Below are 4,143 nucleotides of genomic sequence, written 5' to 3'. Positions count from 1 at the left end.
ACGGGGGTCGATCCCGCCCGGGGCCTCCACGCGGAGGTCGATGTCGTCCCGCGAGGCCAGCCCGACCAGTTCGGGGAGCGTGAACGCGGCCTGCGCGGGCCCGCGCCGGCCCAGTACCACGATCTCGCGCACGCGGCTGCTGCGCAGTGCCTCCAGGGCCACGGGGGAGATGTCGCTCCCGGCGAGGGCCTCCGCGGGAGTGGCGAGGATCCTGGCGACGTCCAGGGCGACGTTGCCGTTACCGACGATGACGGCCCGCTCGTGGTCGAGCGGGACGCGCGCGTCGACGTGGTCGGGGTGGCCGTTGTACCAGCTCACCACCTGCGTCGCGGACATGCTCCCGGGGAGTCCGGTCCCCGGGATGTCGAGGGGGCGGTCGGTACTGGCCCCGGTCGCGTACACCACGGCGTCGTGGTGCGCGGCGAGGTCGCCGACGCCGAGGTCCCGGCCGATCTCCACGCCCAGGCGGTAGGTGAACCCGGACTGGTTCTCGATGAGGGTGAAAAGATCGGTGACCGACCGGGTCCGGGCGTGGTCGGGGGCCACGCCGTGGCGGGCCAGTCCGTGGGGCACCGGCAGGCGGTCGAACACGGTCACCTCGACGCCCGATTGCCTGAGTAGTTCATCCGCGGTGTAGAGAGCGGCCGGTCCGGCTCCGACGATCGCCACCCGGAGCGGGTGCCCGGCACGTCCCCGGTCGCGCTCCAGACGGCGGATCGGGGGGACCGGTGCCTGCGGCGGATACGGTCGTGAGGGTGTGCTCAACACGGCGTTGAGGTCGAGGAAGACCTGCTCAGCCGGCGTGAGACGGTCGTCGGGGACGATCGCGCCGACCGGACAGGCGCCGACGCACGCCCCGCAGTCCACGCAGACGTCCGGGTCGATGTACAGCATCTCCGCGGTGGCGAAGTCCGGTTCGTCCGGAGTCGGGTGGATGCAGTTGACCGGGCAGGCGTGCACGCAGGACGCGTCGGCGCAGCAGGCCTGGGTGACGACGTGGGGCATCAGGCGTGGGTGGCGTACGTGACGGGGGGTTCGCTGCGGTAGCGGGAGGCGCGGCCGTCGATCTTCAGGGCCCGCCAGACCCGCCGCGCGAGGGGGTTCATCAGACCGGACTGCTCGGCGAGCATGCGGACGTCGGAGAAGAGGTCAGACAGGAACTCACGGGACTTCGGACTGTTCCAGTAGAGCTCGTCGATGACCTCGCGGGGGACGCCGAACTCCTCGCGGAACTCCTTGGTCGGCTTGAGGATGGCGTCGCACAGCACCCGCATGATCACGGGGAACGCCAGGGAGATCGCGAAGGCCTGGCCGCGCGTCAACCGGGGCGCGTAGCGGGCGACGTAGGTGTGGGCGAAGGAGATGTGCCGGGCCTCCTCCGCCACGTGGATCTCCATGATCCGGCTCAGCACGGGCGGGAGTTCGTCCGCGCCACGCAGGATCTGCTTCTGGGTGTGGTCGATGGGCTCCTCGCCGGCGAGGACGCCGATGAAGAAGCCCACGGGGGTGAGGGAGGCGAACCAGGGGATGACCGGCGAGACCCTGCGCAGCCAGCGGGGAAGGCCGGGGACGTCGGCGCCGATGATGTTCACGCCCTGCTGGAACATCTGGGTGTGGTGACACTCCTCGGTCGCCTCGTGGGTGAGGTACCGGAACTCTGCCGATCCGTTGTCAAGGGTGGCGATGTACTGCATGATCCCGCGGATCAGGAGGTTCTCGAACTGCAGGCCGACCTTCATGATGTTGGCCTGGCGCCACATGCCGATCTCGATCCGCGTCTCCACGGGTAGGGACTGGTACCAGGGGTGGGCACCCAGGGGGTCGACCGCCGCGGGGAGGATCCAGCGCTCGTCGGAGCGGTCCACCCGGAAGTCGGGATGGTCCCAGGGGACGTCGACGAACGCGTCGAAGTGGCGTCGCACCGACGCCTCGGACAGGCGGAGCAGAGTGGCGTCGTACTCCTCGCGCGAACTGGTCGGGGTCGGGGCCGACGGCTGCGTCCGGATCGAGGGGGCTGGGGTGGGGGTGGGTGCGGGCATGACGATCCCTTTCGTCTTCCGACCACTCGGGCCGGAGAGAGCCTCGGCGTACAGAGGAGGAAGTACAGAGTGACATTTGAGGTCTCTTTGTAACTGAGGCTAGGCAGCAGTGCCCCTCGTGTCAACGCCCGCACGCCACCGTCCTGCTCAGAGCCCTCCCCGGCCCTCTCGCGCCCTGATTCGCTCAGGACCCGTCGGTAGGCCCCCTTCGCCCGCGGAGTTGCGGGCCCAGGTGCCTGCGGGCGAAGTCGCGCGCCACGTCGGGGTCGTCCAGATCGATCGTGGTGGACGGGGTGAGGACGAACGAGATCACCAGTCGGACGGCCACCTCGGCCGCCACCAGGAGTTCCTCGTGGGACCGCGAGTCGTCGAGACTGGAGGCCATCTCCGAGGCGAGGAACTCGGCACTGTTACTGACCAGGGGCTCGCCCCGCACCGTCAGGTAGGGGACGGCGACCTCGGGCTCGCTCTCCAGGAGTCGGTTGAGCAGGCCGTGGGCGCGCAGGGTCTCGACCGTGTAGAGGAACCCCTCGGTCAGCTTGGACTCCACGTCGTCGTAGCGGTCGATCTCCTGCTTCAGCCCGGCCAGGATGCGGCCGGTCTCGCGCAGCAGGACGGCGTTGATCAGTTCCTGCTTGTTGGCGAACCGGCGGTAGAGGGTCATCCGGGACAGGCCCGACCGCTGCGTGATGTCCCCCATCGTGGACCGGGTCACGCCGAAGGTCTCGAACTGTCGGACGGCTGCGTCGAGGAGCTTCTCGCCGATGTCGTCCGTCGTGCTGCTCGGCCCGTGGCGGTCCAGAGCTGCGCGGATGAAGGTCGCGGCGGTGAACGGGAGATTCGGGGGCATCGCTCGATTGTCCCCCAGACCCGGCGCTCGCGCGGAGGTGTGGCGTGACCGGTGGGGTCGGAACCGGATCGTGATGTCAGTCGCGGAGCGCCCGGCGGATGGCGTCGTCGATGCCTGTCCGCTCCCACCCGGCGGGAAACAGATCCGCGGTCTGGTCGGCGGTCACCATATCGTGGCGGAGGCTCTCGACCAACGCGCCGACGGTCGCGGGATCCGAGTCGACGACGGGGGACAGCCCCGCGGCGACCAGATCCCATGGCACCCCGAACACCGGGATGCGGAGGGTGGGCAGGCCCGCGACCCGCGAGAACCTGCGCAGCAGCGCGGGGTAGGTGAGGACCTCGCCGCATCCGAGGTCCCCGTGGCCGGAACGCGGAACCCCCTCCAGCGCGTGACACAGGGCCTCGAGGACGTCGCGCTCGGCGATCGGCTCGACCCGGCTGCCGCGCATCCACCGGGGCACTGGTTGGACCGGCAACCGATCGCACAGTGTGCGCAGCATTTCGAAGCTCACCGAGCCGGCACCGAGGACGATGCCGGCCCGGAGGGTGAACACCGGCGTGGGTCCGTCCGAGAGCAGCTGTTCGACCTCGAGCCGGGAGGACATGTGCCGGGACAGCGTGTCGCCCGGGCCGGCTGACGGTGCGAGCCCGGAGACGTAGACGCAGCGACCGACGCCGGCCGCGGCCATCGACTCGCGCATCGCGGTGGCGCCCGCCGCGTCCTCGGACCGGAAACCCGGCCCGTGCCCCATACGGTGGACCAGGTAGACGACCGAGTCCACGCCGTCCAGGGCGGCGGGCAGGCAGTCCGGGTCGAGGACGTCGCAGTGGACCGTCTCCTCGCGGCCGCCCCGGTCGTGGGACGTCCGCTCGTGGGGCCCCGCCCGCCGGGGATCGGTGACACCGGCCCGGACGTGGTGCCCCCGGGCCAGCAGTTCGGGTACCAGGCGCGATCCCAGGTACCCACCCGATCCCACGACGAGCACGGTCATCCCGCGTCGAGATCCTGTTCGATGAGGGCGGCGATCTCGGCCACCGCGGCGGCGTCGTCCCCGCTCACCGTGACCTCGGCCCCCTTCTCGGCTCCGAGCGCCATGATGAGCATCGCCGAGGCGGCGTCGGCCTCCTCACCGTCGAACGCGATCTCGATGTCCGTGTCGTACTTCTCGGCGGCCTCGGCGATGATCCCCGCGGGGCGGGCGTGCAGCCCCTCGGCGGATCCCACGATGACGGTGGTGGTGGGCATGGTGTC

The 4,143-nt window shown here is 70.6% G+C and carries 5 protein-coding genes; all 5 read right to left on the bottom strand.

What is annotated here, in order from left to right; genetic code table 11:
• On the bottom strand, positions 1-1,005 hold a 1,005-nt coding region (locus G6019_RS16330; RefSeq protein WP_182628056.1), incomplete at its 3' end, for an FAD-dependent oxidoreductase.
• Entirely contained in the window at positions 1,005-2,039 is a 1,035-nt protein-coding gene (locus G6019_RS16325) for an AurF N-oxygenase family protein (RefSeq protein WP_107757723.1), read from the bottom strand. The genes G6019_RS16325 and G6019_RS16330, both read right to left, overlap by 1 nt.
• Positions 2,040-2,223: 184 nt before the next feature.
• Positions 2,224-2,889 (bottom strand): TetR/AcrR family transcriptional regulator, encoded by a 666-nt coding sequence (locus tag G6019_RS16320; protein WP_228549438.1) that lies wholly within the window; start codon positions 2,887-2,889, stop codon positions 2,224-2,226.
• A gap of 76 nt (positions 2,890-2,965) precedes the next feature.
• Entirely contained in the window at positions 2,966-3,883 is a 918-nt protein-coding gene (locus G6019_RS16315; protein WP_182613148.1) for an NAD(P)H-binding protein, read from the bottom strand.
• On the bottom strand, positions 3,880-4,137 hold the full coding sequence (locus tag G6019_RS16310; RefSeq protein ID WP_107757720.1) for an HPr family phosphocarrier protein: 258 nt from the start codon (positions 4,135-4,137) through the stop codon (positions 3,880-3,882). Before G6019_RS16310 ends, G6019_RS16315 begins: the two co-directional genes overlap by 4 nt.
• Between the last annotated feature and the right edge of the window lie 6 nt (positions 4,138-4,143).

The sequence above is a fragment of the Dietzia sp. DQ12-76 genome (genome assembly GCF_014145045.1).
Lineage (GTDB): Bacteria > Actinomycetota > Actinomycetes > Mycobacteriales > Mycobacteriaceae > Dietzia.
This window is presented reverse-complemented; position numbering and strand designations above follow the sequence as displayed.